Origin of the sequence: Propionispora vibrioides (genome assembly GCF_900110485.1) — a bacterium.
Lineage (GTDB): Bacteria > Bacillota > Negativicutes > Propionisporales > Propionisporaceae > Propionispora > Propionispora vibrioides.
Genome location: NZ_FODY01000003.1, coordinates 88,575 through 104,124, shown reverse-complemented (window position 1 = coordinate 104,124; position 15,550 = coordinate 88,575). Strand labels below are relative to the sequence as shown.

The 15,550-nt window shown below is 48.2% G+C and carries 15 protein-coding genes; 13 read left to right on the top strand and 2 right to left on the bottom strand.

Annotated features, from left to right (window positions below):
* Positions 1-19: 19 nt before the first annotated feature.
* Complete coding sequence (gene modB, locus BMW43_RS03840) at positions 20-682, bottom strand: molybdate ABC transporter permease subunit (protein ID WP_091744086.1); 663 nt, start codon at positions 680-682, stop codon at positions 20-22.
* A gap of 27 nt (positions 683-709) precedes the next feature.
* Positions 710-1,504 (bottom strand): molybdate ABC transporter substrate-binding protein, encoded by a 795-nt coding sequence (gene modA, locus BMW43_RS03835; RefSeq protein WP_091744085.1) that lies wholly within the window; start codon positions 1,502-1,504, stop codon positions 710-712.
* 560 nt (positions 1,505-2,064) lie between these two features.
* Between modA and BMW43_RS03830 the strand changes: the two genes are divergently transcribed.
* From BMW43_RS03830 to BMW43_RS03770, 13 genes are all read left to right on the top strand, one after another.
* Positions 2,065-3,105, top strand: a complete 1,041-nt coding sequence (locus tag BMW43_RS03830) for an HD-GYP domain-containing protein (RefSeq protein WP_091744084.1) — start codon at positions 2,065-2,067, stop codon at positions 3,103-3,105.
* 188 nt (positions 3,106-3,293) lie between these two features.
* Positions 3,294-6,257 carry a sigma 54-interacting transcriptional regulator gene (locus BMW43_RS03825; RefSeq protein ID WP_091744083.1) on the top strand — a complete coding sequence of 988 codons (2,964 nt, stop codon included), beginning with the start codon at positions 3,294-3,296 and terminating at the stop codon, positions 6,255-6,257.
* A 211-nt stretch (positions 6,258-6,468) separates the two neighbouring features.
* Complete coding sequence (locus BMW43_RS03820) at positions 6,469-7,497, top strand: zinc-binding dehydrogenase (RefSeq protein ID WP_245732214.1); 1,029 nt, start codon at positions 6,469-6,471, stop codon at positions 7,495-7,497.
* A gap of 280 nt (positions 7,498-7,777) precedes the next feature.
* Positions 7,778-8,266: a PTS sugar transporter subunit IIA gene (locus tag BMW43_RS03815; protein WP_091744081.1), complete on the top strand. Its 489-nt coding sequence runs from the start codon at positions 7,778-7,780 to the stop codon at positions 8,264-8,266.
* 56 nt (positions 8,267-8,322) lie between these two features.
* Positions 8,323-8,727: a hypothetical protein gene (locus BMW43_RS03810; protein WP_091744080.1), complete on the top strand. Its 405-nt coding sequence runs from the start codon at positions 8,323-8,325 to the stop codon at positions 8,725-8,727.
* A 29-nt stretch (positions 8,728-8,756) separates the two neighbouring features.
* Positions 8,757-9,368 (top strand): KpsF/GutQ family sugar-phosphate isomerase, encoded by a 612-nt coding sequence (locus BMW43_RS03805; protein WP_177173454.1) that lies wholly within the window; start codon positions 8,757-8,759, stop codon positions 9,366-9,368.
* A gap of 33 nt (positions 9,369-9,401) precedes the next feature.
* The gene (locus tag BMW43_RS03800; protein WP_091744078.1) at positions 9,402-10,151 is read left to right on the top strand and encodes an SDR family NAD(P)-dependent oxidoreductase; all 750 of its coding nucleotides are present in this window, start codon (positions 9,402-9,404) and stop codon (positions 10,149-10,151) included.
* A gap of 49 nt (positions 10,152-10,200) precedes the next feature.
* Positions 10,201-10,857 carry a ribulose-phosphate 3-epimerase gene (rpe, locus tag BMW43_RS03795; protein ID WP_091744077.1) on the top strand — a complete coding sequence of 219 codons (657 nt, stop codon included), beginning with the start codon at positions 10,201-10,203 and terminating at the stop codon, positions 10,855-10,857.
* Between the two features lie 75 nt (positions 10,858-10,932).
* A complete protein-coding gene (gene rpe / locus BMW43_RS03790; RefSeq protein ID WP_091744076.1) occupies positions 10,933-11,625 on the top strand; it encodes a ribulose-phosphate 3-epimerase in 693 nt (230 codons plus the stop codon).
* Positions 11,609-12,643, top strand: a complete 1,035-nt coding sequence (locus BMW43_RS03785; RefSeq protein ID WP_177173453.1) for a zinc-dependent alcohol dehydrogenase — start codon at positions 11,609-11,611, stop codon at positions 12,641-12,643. Before rpe (BMW43_RS03790) ends, BMW43_RS03785 begins: the two co-directional genes overlap by 17 nt.
* Positions 12,644-12,808: 165 nt before the next feature.
* Positions 12,809-13,102: a PTS sugar transporter subunit IIB gene (locus BMW43_RS03780; protein ID WP_091744074.1), complete on the top strand. Its 294-nt coding sequence runs from the start codon at positions 12,809-12,811 to the stop codon at positions 13,100-13,102.
* Positions 13,103-13,132: 30 nt separating this feature from the next.
* Entirely contained in the window at positions 13,133-14,410 is a 1,278-nt protein-coding gene (locus tag BMW43_RS03775; RefSeq protein ID WP_091744073.1) for a PTS galactitol transporter subunit IIC, read from the top strand.
* Between the two features lie 82 nt (positions 14,411-14,492).
* Positions 14,493-15,542, top strand: a complete 1,050-nt coding sequence (locus tag BMW43_RS03770; protein WP_091744072.1) for an alcohol dehydrogenase catalytic domain-containing protein — start codon at positions 14,493-14,495, stop codon at positions 15,540-15,542.
* Positions 15,543-15,550: the final 8 nt, after the last annotated feature.

Below are 15,550 nucleotides of genomic sequence, written 5' to 3'. Positions count from 1 at the left end.
CCCGGCAAAGCATTATTTCTTATTTCCCGAGCTTCCAGTGATTTAAGCCGAAGATTAAAGAGAAGGTGGCGGCACTGATGATTAGCACATACAAACCTGCTATGGTTAAATCATTGGATTCGGCGGCGAAGTAAATCGCCAGCGGGATGGTTTGGGTTTTCCCCGGAATATTTCCGGCAATCATAATGGTAGCGCCAAATTCGCCTAAGGTCCTGGCAAAGGAAAGCACCATGCCTGACAGCAGGCCCGGCCAGGCCAGAGGGACGGTAACCGTCCAGAAAACCCGCCATTCACTGGAGCCCAGTGTCCGGGCCGCATCCTCCAAAGTAGGGTCAATGCTTTCTAAAGCGCCTTTAGTACTCTGATACATCAGGGGAAAAGAAACAACTGTGCCAGCTAAAACGGCGGCAGCCGGCGTAAAAATAATCTGGGTATCAAAGTATCTGGTCAGCAGGATGCCGACGGGGCCCTGTTTGCCGATTAAAACCAACAGGACAAAGCCGGTAACGACAGGCGGCAAGACTAATGGCAGGGTAAACAGTGCTTCAATGGCTGCTTTACCCGGTATTTGCAAATTTTTCATAAGATAAGCGGCAGAAACGCCCGACAGGAATACAAATACCAGGGAAATGAACGCAACTTTGAGAGAAAGTAGTACGGGCTGCCATTCAACTAAGGCCATAGGTCATTCATCCTTCGCAGTGGTTTTCTATTGGCTCATAGTAAAACCGTATTTTTCGAAAACAGCCTTGCTCTCCGGCGTGGTCAGATAGGCAGTGAATGCTTCGGCAGCTTGCAATTGTTTGGTTCCTGCCAGAATGGCGATGGGGTAGATAATCGGCTTGTGGGAACCTTCCGGTGCCGTAGCGGCGACTTTTACTTTATCGCTGACTGCCGCATCGGTTTTATATACAATGCCGGCATCTACATTGCCTGTTTCCACATAGGTCAATACGGTGCGGACATCTTTGGCCAGAACCAGCTTATCCTGAAGTTGATCCCAAATACCCAGCTTTTTTAAGACTTCCTGGGCATATTGGCCGGCCGGAACAGTAGCTGTTTCACCGATGCTGATTTTGTGAACCTCCGGACCAACCAAGTCTTCATATTTGGCGAGAGAAAGTTTGGAATCTTTCGGAATAATCACAACCAGTTTATTTTCCACCAGATTTTTGCGGGTATCTTTATTGATCAGGTTTTTATCGGACAATTCATCCATTTGTTTTGGTGCGGCGGAGATGAAAACATCGGCGGGAGCTCCTTGCTCGATTTGCTTTTGAAGCGAACCGGATGCCCCCAGATTATAGGCCAGCTTGATGTTGGGATTTTTGGCGGCAAAATTTTTCTGAATTTCTTCCAGGGCGTCTTTCATACTGACGGCTGCCGACACGTTAAGCTCAACCGTCTTGGGTGGCTCGGGCGCTTTTTGGGTGTTGCCGCAGCCTGCCAGCAAGGCGGCCGTAAGCAACACGGTGAGACATACTAACCACAAACTTTTCTTCATACTTGTTCCTCCTTGTTTGTTTATTAGCCGGAAGTGGTTTCCGGATGTGTATTTGCAACACCGCAGGACGAGGCCGGGATCTTAATATGGTTTATGTTATGAAATGTTTGGTTATGTTAGTCTGCGGTGTGACAAAGCGGAAGAAATAAAAAAATCAACTGGCGCACAGAGTGCCAGTTGATACTTCTTCGTACCGTTTGTTTTAGTACCTTGTCCGTATCCGGGATATGAGTGTCCCGGATAGGCGTATATATTTTATATTGAGTATTATAATGTGTAATAAAGTAAAAATGCAATAGATTTTCGTGAGTTAATATTCTGTATATTTATTTTTGTTAGTTTATATTCGTTTAAGAATGGTGAGGCGATACCGAAATGTCCCTTGTTTTTTTAGACAGAGTCGATATTTGTATTTTTATGAAGTGGTTTAAAGGATTTTCCAAGAAAATGTAGTAGTTTGTAGGATGAAGAATTAGTGGCGATGGGCTTACAATGTTATGCTTATAAAGCAGGGTTTGGTTGTCTTTGATTCGGTGAAGCACAGGAGGAAGTGATAGGACATGGCCGGAGGACAAATAGTGGATGTGCAGGACCTGGCAGTGGGATCAGTATTGGCGGATGCCGTAATATCGCCAAAAGGCAAGGTGCTGCTGGGCAAGGGAGTCGAGCTAACAGGACGTCATATTCATTTGCTGCAGACCTGGAATATTTCGCATGTTTATATTGCGGGACAGGAAGAGCCTTGCGACGAGAGGGAAGAAGAGAAGGGACCACTTCCGTCCCGGCAGCAAATATTTGAGGAAGAGTATGGCTATGTATCCAATAATGTGCAGCAGGCTTTCGAGTTTATCCGCAAGCAAAAGCTGATCCCTGTTCCCGCTCTGAAAGATTCGGCTTATGATATTCACCGGTTATTGTTGAGTAACCGGTCAGTGATCACATGTTTGGTGGCGGCGCAGGAAAGTCCTATGACTGATTTTATTCTGCAGCATTCGATGAAGGTTGCTTTTTTAGCTAGCTTTATCGCCCGCCAATTGCGCTGGAACGACCAGGAAGTCCGTGATGTGGCGTTGGCCAGCCTGCTTCATCACGCAGGCAATATTATGGTGCAGGACGATGAAGTAGCCCACAATAAGGCCTATATCGCTGAAGCGGCAGCTATGTTGCGAAAGACTAAAGGCCTTTCCGGTGAGACTATTTTAGGAATTGTCCAGCACCGGGAGCATGTGGACGGCACCGGGTTTCCCACTGGGGTTGACGGTAACCGGATTCATCCCTATGCCAAGGTGATTGCCGTAGCCGATGCTTTTCATGCACGGGCTTGCCAAAACAAATTTGGAGCGCCATTTTCCAGTTTGGATTTTTTATCAAAAGAGATGTTTGGCAAATTGGACCCGGTGATTTGCAATGTGTTTATCAGTCGGTTTCAGGATGATTTACTGCAAAATAAAATTATTCTGGCTGATGGCAAGGAAGCGGAGATTGTGTATTTTCGTCCTAATGGTTCCAATATGCCTGTGGTGAGAACGGTGGATAATCAAATTATTGATCTGTCCCAACAGGGATTTTCCGCAATTCACCGGGTGGCGGTGTCCTTTTAGCGGGCGCTTTATGTTCCAGGATATGTGATAGCAGGGTCGGTGCGCAGGTACCGGCCTTTATTTTGTCTACCAGTTGCTGTCGCCATAATTTTATTTTATCCTTCTATTTTATTGGACTGGATAAATAGGTATAATGTAGTAGAAATGCGGAATAAATATGTAAACTTCTTGAACGAGGTGACTGCCATTTGAAAAAGAAGTTACTGGAAATTGTCAATGCTGAAGATAAAAAAAATCCATATACTGACGATCAAATAGCCGGAATATTGAAAATTCGCCGCGACGAAGTGACTTCACTGCGCAATGAGTTGCAGCTTCCTGATTCAAGAAAGCGCCGCGAACCCTATTTGCTGGAGGCCTTTCAGACCATTCTGGCGAAACGGGCGAAAATTTCCGACCGGGAACTGACGGCTGAATTGAATAAGGAAGGATTTATTGTGTCGCGCTTTACTGTAGGGCAGCTCCGGCGGGAACGGCTGCCTGATATGCCGGCGAAGGGAAGTGAAGCAAAACCGTCGGAGGCTGTCGGCGAGAGCGGGGAAAAACTGCCGGAGATTAACCGGCAGGCTGCGGCTACCTTCAGACAGGTGGTCGGCTGGTCGGGCACCCTGAAACCACAAATTCAACAGGCCAAGGCGGCGGTCCTGTATCCTCCCTTTGGCCTGCATACCCTGATTTTGGGGCCGACCGGCTCGGGGAAAAGCTATCTGGCAGAGGCTATGTACCGGTACGCCGTGGAATGCGAACGGATTTCCCGGAAAGCAAAATTCATCGCTTTTAACTGCGCCGATTATGCGGAAAATCCCCAGATGCTGTTATCCCAGTTATTTGGCTATGTCCGGGGGGCCTTTACCGGCGCGGACGGCGCGAAGGAAGGGTTGGTCGAACAGTCTGATGGCGGTGTACTGTTTCTGGATGAGGTCCATCGGCTGCCGCCGGAAGGGCAGGAGTTATTATTTCATTTGATCGATAAAGGCACGTTCCGGCGTATGGGGGAAACCGGAGAGCCCCGCAAGGTACAGGTGCTGGTCATTGCGGCGACTAGTGAAGAGGCCGAATCCTCTTTGCTGTTCACGTTCCGACGACGGATTCCCATGGTGATCGAACTGCCGCCTCTAGCCGAACGGACGGTGCTGGAACGGTATGAAATGGTGCGGGAGTTTTTAAGCAAGGAAGCCGATCGTATCGGAATGAAAATCAAAATTCCCCAACCGGTGCTGCACACATTGCTGCTTTATGACTGCCAGGGTAATGTCGGGCAGTTGCGCAGTGATATTCAGGTGGCTTGCGCCAGGGGCTTTCTTACTTGTCTGAGTGAACGACATAAGATGGTGGAGATTAATCTTTTGGATTTGCCGCTTCACGCGCGGCGCGGTTTGACCCATGTACACAGCCGGAATCAGGAAGTGGAAAACCTGGTACGCGGCGATCTGGTCGTCAAACCCGGCGACAAAGGGGAAAGTCTGCTACAAATGGATGATCTGTATGTGCTTCCCCGGGAAATATATGATTTTATTGAAACCAGCTATCAGGAACTGCAGGCCAAGGGGCTGAACCAAGAAGAAATCAACCGGATGATTGACAGTGAACTGGAAGCTCAGTTTCGTCAGTTTGCTCAGAAAGTCAATCATTATGATCACACCATGATCTCGCAAAACCTGGTCGATCTGGTGGGGCAGCCGATTGTTGATCTTGCGGAGACCATGGTCAAAGTGGCAGAAAATGAGTTGGGCAAGGTGGACAAGCAGCTTCTCTACTATTTGGCCATTCATATCGGGGCTACGCTGGAACGCTTGCAAAAAGGCAAGCCGGTGGTCAATCCACAGCTTGCCAAGGTTAAGAAACAGTATACTGAGGAATATGGCATAGCCCAAAAGATGCTGGCAGCCATAGCTGATAAGACAGAGTTTACTCTACCGGAGGATGAAATCGGGTTTATTGCCATGTATTTACGGGCTATGACCCATCGGGAGGAGAGCCGGCAGGGCCGGGTAGGAGTGCTGGTTATGTCCCATGGCAAAGTGGCTGCCGGAATGGTGGAAGTTGCCAATTGCCTGCTTGGTGTTCACCACGCCAGAGCCTTGGAGATGTCGCTGGATGAAAGGCCGGAAGCCGCCTTGCATAAAGCGGTGGAACTAGTTAAGCAGATTGATGAAGGTAAGGGAGTACTGCTGCTTGCCGACATGGGTTCATTAATTACCTTTGGTGAGCTGATCACCCAAAAAACCAACATTCCTACCTTTACCGTTCCCAGAGTGGATACTGTTATGGTTTTGGAGGCCGTAAGACGGGCCATGCTGCCGGATACGCAGCTTAGTGAAATCGCGGAGACTATCGATACCGACAAGGTCGGTCTGGGGCGGTTCATTGCCCAACCGGCTGATGCGGACAAGCAGCACAATAAGGCAATCCTTACCATCTGCATCACCGGGGAGGGAACAGCGAAAAAATTTAAGCAGCTTATCGAGAAAATGGTGCCTGAGCTATGTGACCAGGTGGAAATCATCACACTGGGAATTACCGGTAAAGAGGATATCCAGGAGCGAATTGAAAAGATACAACAGACCTATACGGTGGTTGCCATTGTAGGCAGCCTGCGGCCGAAGAACTCTGCCATACCTTTTGTCACGGTGGAGGAAATGTTGGACGGCCGTGCTGCGGCACGGCTGCGGGACATTGTGTTAGGCAGTGGTTTGGCTGTGACGGACGTGCGGTCGCCGCTGACGGATTTTGTTGACCCGGAACTGATTGTTGTTCGACCGGCCTATACCACCAAACAGGAGGTATTGGATTGCCTGGCCAATCTTTTGATTGAAAAGGGCTATGTAACTCCCGAATTTCTGCTGGACGTGTACAAAAGGGAGGTCATGGGGTATACCTTACTGGAAAGCAAGGCGGCCATTCCTCATGGTAGTCTGGAGAACGTGATCAAGCCCGGTATGGCTATCGCTATACTGAATGAACCGATATACTGGTCCGATGACGGTATGGCAGATATTGTTGCCATGCTGGCCATCACGGAGCAAGCCACTGAGGAAGTCACCTATGTTATCACCTTGTTGGAAGATGAACCCTTTTTAAGAAGTCTGGTTCGTTTACATACGACGGAGGAAATAAAAAACGCTTTTTTGGAAGTCAGGCTGCTACCTTAATTTTGCTGAAAGGCAACGTATTGCATACTATGTGCGGTGAAACCCGTCATCATAGTATGTTTTTTTTTTGCCGTGAAATTATGTCGCACTAGCGGTGAAATATGGCCAGCGCATAATCTGTCAAATGCCTGGCATGAATCTTGCAATCTAAGAAGGGTGAGCAGCCACTTGACAGTGGCGGTTATTTGAAACGGTAGATAAAGGAGTGTTTATGATGAAAGCAGCCATGTTTTACGGCCCGGAAAACGTAAAGGTGGAAGAAGTACCAGTGCCGGTAGCCGGACCAGGTGAATTGGTTATCAAAAATCAGGTAGCACTTACCTGCGGCACCGATGTCAAAACCTATGTGCGAGGGTATCCTCTGTTTAAACCGCCCTATGGTTTTGGTCATGAAGCGGCAGGAGTGGTGGCACAGGTCGGTGAAGGAGTTGTCGGCTTTCAGGTGGGAGACCGGGTGGTGGCCCACAATTCCGCTCCCTGCAATGTTTGTTTTTACTGTAAGCAGGGACAGCATTCCATGTGTGACCATATCACGTTTAACCAAGGGGCGTTTGCCGAATATGAGAAAATCCCGGTGGCCATCGTTAAGCAAAATGTGTTTCATATTCCTGACACGATGGATTTTGCCGATGCCGCGCTGGTAGAGCCTTTTTCCTGTGCGGTCTATGGTATTGATCAAATTGGTATTGAAGCCGGCGACACCGTCGTTGTCAACGGTGCCGGGCCAATTGGCCTGATGTTTGTCCGTCTGGCCCATTACCGCGGGGCCAGGGTAATTGCCACCGACCTTTCCGACGAACGTCTGGCACTAGCTGAAAATATGGGAGCTGCCGTTACCATCAATCCGGGACAGGCAGGCAATGCGGTGGAAATCGTTCGAAGCCACACGGAAAATCAGCGGGGGGTGGATGTGGCCATTGAAGCCGTCGGGCAGACGGAATTGTGGGAAAAAACCATAAACATGGCCCGCAAAGGTGGCAAAGTGTTACTCTTTGGCGGAACAAAAGCAGGAACCGCTGTTTCCATTGATGCCAACTTGCTGCATTATTCCCAATTGACCATTAAGGGAGTCTTTCACACGACACCCCGACATGTGCAGATTGCCTTCGATTTGATCAAAAACGGAATGATTACGGCCAGGGATTTTGTTGGCAACCGCTATCCGCTTGATGAAATTGAGAAGGCTATTTTGTCACATAAATCAGGGAAAGTAATAAAAAATTGCATTGTATTTGACTGATTTTGTCTGATTTGTGCACAACGATTGCCGCTATGTTGGAATAAAGTGTGGCAGAATTAGTTCCCGGACTGTGAAATATGGTGGGTGAAAACGTGAGCGATATAATGACTAAACCGGGACGGCCCAGAGAAATAAGGCCTCGCGAAATCTGCCACCAGGTTGGCACGCAACTTGCAATAATAGTGAGCAGCAGAAAGGTTTAGCAATAAACCATAACTGGTTATCTTGCCAGCTTGCATCTTGTAGAAAAGTACAACTAGCCGGTTAGGGAGGAAATGAAGTGAACAACGAAATTGCGGAACAAACAGGTTTTATTGGAACCACTCTGGAGGCTAAGACAAAGGAAGAGGCAATCAGCGCTTTAGCGGGACTGTTTCTGGAAAATGGTTTTGTAAAAGACAGCTATCCGGGAGCGGTGCTTGCCAGGGAACAGATCTTTCCCACGGGGCTGCCTACCGAAACATTTGGCGTAGCCATTCCTCATACTGACTCGGTTCATGTTATACGGCCCGGTATTGCCATTGGCGTATTGAAAGAACCTATTGAGTTCGGCATGATGGGCTATCCCGGTGAAGCTGTGCAGGTCAAACTATTGTTCATGCTTGCTATTAAAGATCCCAATATGCAGATACAATTGCTGCAGGATCTGATCGGATTGTTTTCGGTGGCCCCATTGATGAATCAATTGATTGTCTGTACCGAGTCGGAAAGAATTGTCGAATTGGTTCAATCCTATTTACAGGAGCTTAAAAAAGCAGTCAATAGTTGAAAAGTACAGTAGCCGGCAGAAAAATAAACGGAACAATCCGGTCAGGAGGGGTTTAGGTGAGTTTTATTGACGGCTATATGCGGTTTTTTCTAGGGATTCCGGGCCAGATGGCCTTTGAGTTTGCCAAACATTATGAGTATTTCATTTATGCCTTTGGTATGGTTTACGGACTGTTTATTACCGTAGCGGCCTATAATTACCGCGCCATATTGCCGCGGCGGAGCGAGCGGTTTATCAGGGAACGGATTCGTCACATTAAAGCAACCCAGCAGGATATAAACACCGAAGAATTGGCCCACCGCGTTGTGGGTGAATGGAAACAAATGATTGATGCCCTGCCGAAGTATATGTGCATCATGGGTAAACGGGACTATTGGGTGGTCTGGCCTGATGGGGAAAAATACGCTGAAAAGCTTAATGTTAATCATCTGTATGTGAAAGAACTATGCAGCCGCCTGTAATGCTTCACGGCAAAGGAGGAGACGGGAGAATGGAACAGACGGAGTTTGATTTGCTGGAATATGGGCGCAACGGTTTGCGGGAAGAAGCCAACGCTCTGTTGACAGCGGCAGCAAGAATTGATGAAGAGTTTAAAACGGCGGTTGATCTAGTGCATCACTGCCAGGGCAAGGTGATTTTAACCGGCGTAGGCAAATCAGGAATTGTTGCTCATAAAATTGCGGCCACCATGGCTTGTGCCGGTATCCCAGCCTTTTTTCTGCACGCGGCCGAATCGTTTCACGGTGACCTGGGCGCTGTGCAGCAGCAGGATGTAGTGATTTTTATCTCCAACAGTGGCAACAGTGATGAAATCAAAAGAGGATTGGTTCAGGCGTTGAAACGGATCGGTGTGAAACTAATCGCTTTTACCGCCAAGCCGGATTCCATCTTAGGTCAACACAGTGATGCTATATTGGATATTACCGTTGAAAAGGAAATTTGTCCGCTGGGACTTTCAGCAACTACTTCGACAACGCTGACTATGGCTATGGGAGATATTTTAGCCATGGCAGTTATGAAAAAGAAGGGAACTACCTTGGCCGATTTTGGCTTTTTACACCAAGGAGGAGCTCGCGGCAGTGAGCTAAAAGGCGAGGGATAAACCTATTCTCTTCTCTTAAGGAGGCTTTTCTATATGCTTACAAACAAGGTTGCTTTTATTACCGGAGCAGCACAGGGAATCGGGCGGCAAATCGCCGTAGATATGGCTCGCGAAGGAGCGAAGGTAATCATTGGCGATATTTTGCCTAAAGCCGGTGAAACCGTCGAATTCATTAAACAAAAGGGTGGTGAGGCTGCCTTTATCCCTCTGGATATAACCAAGTTTGATGATGTACAGAACGCAGTCAAGCAAATTATGGACTCATACGGTAAGCTTGATATCCTGGTTCCCAATGCCAGCATCGTAGCCCATAATAATCTTTTGGATATCAGTCCGGAGGAATGGAGCCGGGTAATTGCCATTAATTTAACAGGTACTTTTTATACGCTAAAGGCCGTATTGCCCCATATGGTGGCACAGGGAGCCGGTAAAATCATCATCATATCCTCCGGATCGGCTGCCACTGGCAGCGGCGGCGGGGCGCACTATGCGGCCAGCAAGGCCGGACAGAACGCCCTGGTGAGAAATTTGGCCCGTGATTTTGGTCCAAAGGGGATTACAGCCAATGCCATTGCACCCAGGGTCATACAGACAGAAATGCTGGATGCCTTATATCCGCAGGGAAGCCCGGCCCGGGAGAGCGTGATCAACCGCATTCCGGTGCGCCGAGTAGGTTTGCCGGAGGACATATCTGAGTTATGCGTGTTCCTGGCCTCCGATAAGGCCAGCTATATAAATGGTCAGATCATTTTGGTTGACGGAGGCCGGACGTACGCCTCGTAGCCCCACCCTGTTTGAATAATAACCAAATATAGTAGAAGAAGGAGATCATATGAGTGTTATCATACAACCCTCGCTGTTTGCCGCTGATATGGGATATTTGGCAGAGGAGCTAAAAGCTATAGAAGCCAGTGGCATTACCGAACTGCATGTCGATGTGATGGATGGCAGCTTTGTTCCCAACATTGCCTTTGGCCCTGATCAGGTTAGCATGCTCCGTCCGCTGACCAAGTTGAAATTTGATGTGCACATGATGGTGGTCAATCCGGACCGGTATATTCCTCGTTATGCGGAGGCAGGTGCTGAGGTCATCACCGTGCACGCCGAAGCCTGTGTCCATTTGCACAGAACGCTTCAATTAATCAAGAGCCTGGGTAAACAGGCAGGTGTAGCCCTTAATCCGGGGACGCCGCTTGATGTGTTGGATTATGTGTATGATTTGCTGGATCAGGTTTTGATTATGACAGTCAATCCCGGTTGTGGCGGGCAAAAGACCATTCTCGGATTAACCGAAAAAATAAAACGGTTGTCAGAAATAAAACAGGCCAACCAGTATGGGTTTGCGATTCAGATAGACGGCGGCATTAATAAGGACAATATTAACAAGCTTATTGAGGCTGGTGCGGAAAATATCGTAATTGGGGCGGCTGCTTTTCAAAGAGGAAAGACTAAAAGTACGCTGGAAGAATTTGTTGCTCTGGTTAAATAAAGCGGCTAACCAAAAACAGATTGGTTACAAGGCAAGGTAAGGCTGTAAAGGTGCCGAGAGACGGGAGGAATCACCATGATACAAATTGCCGCATCCATGATGTGTGCCGACCAGTTGGAGTTAAGAAAGGAATTGCAAAGGCTGGAAGAGGCAAAAGTCGATTTGCTGCACTGCGATGTAATGGACGGATTGTATGTTCCCAATATGGCCATGAGCCATTCTATGCTGGAGCAGATCAGGCAATTTACGAGTATTCCGCTGGACATCCATTTGATGATTGTTGAGCCGGAAAGATACCTAAACCAGTTTGCCGACCTGCAGCCAGGATATATTTCCATCCATGCCGAAGCGGCCACGCATTTGCACCGGGCCGTTCAGATGATAAAAAAACGGGGAATTAGGGCGGCTGTGGCCCTGAATCCGTCCACTCCGCTTTCCCACATCGAATATGTTTTAGCCGAGCTGGACATGGTGCTGATCATGACGGTTGACCCCGGTTATGCCGGACAAAAATTCATTCCCGCCATGATTGAAAAAATTAGAGAATTGAAAAAAATAAGCCTTAAAAAGAAACCCGACTTACTGATTCAGGTGGACGGGAATATTAACGGCCAGACCATCCCGCCGGCTGTGGCGGCAGGAGCGAACATTCTGGTAGGCGGCACGGCTTCCATCTTCAAGGGACCGGAAGCCGACTACACGAAGCTGGTGCAGGATATGCGGGTTTCGGCTATGTTGGGAGGACATGAATATGAAAGCGTTAGTTAAATTTGAGCAAGGACCTGGCAATTTGGAACTCAGAGAGGTGCCCACGCCGGAACCGGCTGCGGGTCAGGTGCGTATGAAAGTATTGCGGTCGGGTATTTGCCATACCGACCTGGACTATTACCATGTAGGCGGCGCACCGTTAAAACCGCCGGTTATTCTCGGCCACGAAGTAGCCGGTGTGGTGGATGCTGTAGGCGAAGGCGTTACCCAATTTAAACCCGGTGACCGCGTGCTGACACAGACAACCTACCGGGTTTGTGGAACCTGCCGGTTCTGCCGGAGAGGCCAGTTGAACCACTGTATCTCCCGTCAGGGGATAGGATCGGTAGCTAACGGTGGTTTTGCCGAATACTTGGTCAACCGGGAAGAAAGCATTATGAAACTCCCGGATTCGGTCAGCTTTGAAGAAGGCGCTGCGGTAGAACCACTGGCCTGCGGGGTACATGCCCTGATGGAGCGGACCAATGTGTGCGTCGATTCAGTTGTCGTCATCCTGGGGCCCGGCGCTATCGGTTTGTTAGCGGCTCAGGTCGCCAAGGCGCAAGGAGCCTTTGTGATCATGGCAGGTCTTACGCCTGACCAGGCACGGCTGGATCTGGCGCTTACCTTAGGCATTGACCGGACGGTGGACATTGCGAAAGAAGATCTGGAAACGGTGGTCAAAAGCTATACCGAAAACTATGGGGCCGACGTGGTGGTCGAAGCCACTGGAGCCAGGCCGGCTGTAGATATGAGCATGAAAATAACGGCCAAGGATGGGATTCTTATTCCCATGAGTTATTTCCCCCGTCCGATTGAAGTGGATTATTATCAGATCAAGCAGCGCGAACTGAACGTATTCGGTTCATCCAGCCAAATCCCCAGTTCCTGGGGTAAGGCGTTGAAGTTGATTGAAAACGGCAAGGTTAATGCCAAAGCGGTGATTTCTCATGTATTGCCCATGTCCGAATGGCAAGAAGCGTTTGCCATCGTGGAAAATAAGCAGGGCCTGAAAGTTATGCTAGACCCGACCAGGTGAATTTTCTTGGAGCACCTTTATCTTAGGTTACAAAAGAATATCTGCCGGTGTAGGAGACCGGCAGATACACTTCTTGTAATATACAATTTGGTCTTGAGAGGTGATGCGGGAAAGCCGGGTTTCAATTTGTGCAAAAAATAAAAAACGTTAAGGAGGAATGGGATTATGGCAATCAAAAAAATCTTGTGTGCCTGCGGTACCGGAATAGCAACTTCTACAGTTGTTGCCAACAAGGTAAGGCAATTGTGCAAGGAGAACGGAATTGACGCTTCAGTGGATACCTGCAAAGTAACCGAAGCGGCACAAAGAGCGATTAACATGAAAGCAGACTTAATTGTAGGTTCTACTCAGGTACCGGGAGATACACAAGGAATTCCCATTATAATCGGTATGGCTTTCCTCAGCGGCATGAAGCTGCCGGAAACTAAAGCGAAGATACTGGAAGTATTAAAGAAATAACTCCAAGATAATGAAAAGGGAGGAATCTTTGTGGATTTAGTGTTAGGATTTTTTAAATATGTAATTGATATGGGTACCGCCGTTGTTATGCCTCTCATTATTATAGTATTAGGTTTGGGTTTAGGTGTCAAGTTAAGCCAGGCTATTCGGGCCGGGATTACCGTCGGGATTGCTTTTACCGGTTTAAATATTGTTATCGGTTTGATGGTTAATAATATTTCTCCTGTTGCCAAGGCTTTGGTTGAAACCTACGGGTTTCAGCTTACCAGTATTGACATGGGCTGGCCGGTCGGTGCAACGCTGGCCTGGGGCACTATTGTTGTTCCCTTTGTTTTCGTAGCCATATTAGGCACTAACATTGTCATGCTGGCGATGAACTGGACGAAAACAATGGACGTGGATATTTGGAACTACTGGCATGCGTTATTTACTGCTTCCATCATTTACGGAACGACCAACAGTTTCTTTCTTGCTATTCTAAGCTCTATTCTTAATATGGCGCTGGTATTTAAACTGGCCGACTGGACGCAAAAGGACTGCGAGGAAGTACTCGGTCTGGAAGGCGTTTCGCTACCGCATATTCAAGCCACATCATGGGCGATTATCGACTATCCGATCAACTGGCTGCTTGACAAAATTCCTGGTGTTAAAAATATTCGCTGGACTACTGATACCGTACAGGAGAAACTGGGTATCTTGGGTGAACCTATGCTGATTGGTCTAATGATTGGTGTTTTACTGGCCGGTTTCGCCAAAATGCCTTTTAAGACAGTATTAGGTGTCGGTATTGCCGTAGCTGCCGTATTGGTATTGCTGCCTAAGATGATTTCTCTGTTGATGGAAGGCCTGATGGTTATTTCAGAAGCTACTTCCGAATTTATGAATAGAAGATTCCCGGGCCGTGAAGTGTATATCGGTTTGGATGCCGCTGTAGGTATCGGCCATCCTTTCGTAGTGGCTACAGCCTTAATCGCTATTCCGATTACTTTGCTTTTGGCCTTTATATTGCCGGGAAATACCACTTTGCCGATTGCCGACCTCTCCGTTCTGACTTTCTTCAATATTTTCTCCATTGTTCCAAGTAGAGGAAACCTGTTTAGAGGCATTATTTGTGCAACTGTCAATTCAACGATTATCCTGTATCTGGCATCGGCTGGTGCTCCGCTGATGACTAAACTGGGTGTGGCTGCCGGACTTAGCCTGCCGGAAGGTGCCGCTCAGATGACTTGTTTGGCTGTAGGCGCACAATGGTACACCTGGGTCACTTATTGGGGAGCTGTAGCTCTGCACACCATGTTCGGAATCTAACAACAAAATAATATGATAGCAGAGCTAATACGGCGGGATTCCTGCCGTATTAGCTGCTATCAGCATAGTGGAGGCGTGGACCGTGAAGGAAATAATGCGGGCGGCAGTGCTGCATGGACCAGGAAACCTCATGTATGAAGAAGTGGAAAAACCACAATGCGGTGATAAAGAGGTTCTTATTCGGGTGAAAGCTGTAGGCCTATGTGGCTCCGACATCCGATCCATCCGGTTTGGTCATCATAAATTGATGTATCCGCAAATTATTGGCCATGAAATTGCCGGAGAAGTAGTAGAGGTTGGCAGCCGGTTTACCGGATTCTTTAAGGTCGGAGACCGGTTATATATAGGTTCGCTGATTCCCTGTCATGAATGTGAGCCCTGCCGGCGAGGCTGGCAGGGGCTTTGTGAAAATCTGGTTGTTCCAGGGACGGATATTCCCGGGGGCTATGCCGAATATATGCTGCTTACGGAAAAGTTGCTGAAACATGGTACGAATGTAATTATGCCGGAAGATGCTGGTTATGAGGAAATGGTTCTAGTAGAGCCGCTGGCCTCTGTATATGCTTGTCAGAGGAAAGTGGATGTGAAGCTGGGTGATACGGTCGTTGTTATTGGCATGGGACCCGTGGGCTGCCTGCACGTGGAACTGGCAAAATTACGGGGTGCCAGTTGTATCATTGCTGTGGAGCAATCGGCGCAAAGACTGGCGATGGCTGAAGCATTCGGTGCCGATTATCTTATTAATTCCGCCGAGCGAGATCCGGTGGCGGAAGTTCGCAAGATTACTAAACAGCGGGGAGCCGACATCGTTATATCGGCGTGCCCGGCTGTCGAAGCCCAGCAGCAGGCGGTTTCTATGGCCGGAAAAATGGGCGTGGTGGTTTTTTTCGGCGGTGTACCGAAAGGTAAGATGACGCAATTGGATACAAATACCATCCATTATAACTTGTTAACTATATATGGGCACTATGGATATAATGATTCGGACTTGCAGCAAGCTTACTATCTGGTGGTTTCAGGAAAACTCAATGCTAAACGGTATATCACCCATACGATGCCGCTCAAGGATATTGAAAAAGCCATTGAAATGACCCAATCCGGAGAGGCGATTAAAATTGTGTTAGTTCCATAGGAGGATGC